At 44.2% G+C, this 674-nt stretch carries 1 protein-coding gene; it reads left to right on the top strand.

Annotated elements, in window-relative coordinates; translation table 11 throughout:
* Window positions 1-15: 15 nt before the first annotated feature.
* A partial coding sequence (locus H5185_RS23540; RefSeq protein ID WP_182743352.1) for a reverse transcriptase N-terminal domain-containing protein occupies window positions 16-674 on the top strand: 659 nt, incomplete at its 3' end.

Below are 674 nucleotides of genomic sequence, written 5' to 3'. Positions count from 1 at the left end.
CAAGGAGAAACGCAAATGATGATTTCAACAGAAATTAGTGCCTCTCCTGACAGCGCTCAATGGCAGTCAATAGACTGGAAATCCGTTGAACCGCCTGTATTAAAGCTTCAGATGCGTATTGCAAAAGCAACACGAGAAGGTAAACGCGGCAAGGCGAAAGCGTTGCAGTGGATACTGACTCACTCGCGTTCAGCAAAACTTCTTGCTGTTAAGCGTGTATCACAAAATAAAGGCAGTAAAACGCCTGGAATTGATGGTGTTATCTGGAATACAGATACCCGCCGCATGAAAGCAGTAAATCAATTGAGCAGGAAGGCATATCAAGCCAAACCACTCAAGCGTATCTATATCCCCAAAAAGAATGGCAAACTCAGACCTCTTGGTATCCCATGCATGATAGACAGAGCACAACAAGCGCTCCACCTTCTTGCATTAGAACCAATATCGGAGACGCTTGCTGACCCAAACAGCTATGGATTTAGACCAAATCGTAGCACTGCTGACGCAGTCGATCAGTGCTTCAAATGTTTGGCTCTAAAGAAATCAGCACAATGGGTTCTTGAGGGGGACATCAAATCCTGCTTCGACAAAATCGGGCATCAATGGCTAATTGATAACATCGCCATAGATAAACGAATGTTGGAACAATGGTTAAAGTCTGGTTTTATGGACAA

It is taken from the genome of Shewanella sp. SG44-6, assembly GCF_014164185.1.
GTDB lineage: Bacteria > Pseudomonadota > Gammaproteobacteria > Enterobacterales > Shewanellaceae > Shewanella > Shewanella vesiculosa.
The sequence above is the reverse complement of the archived record's forward strand: the minus strand, read 5'-3'. Positions and strand labels throughout refer to the sequence as shown.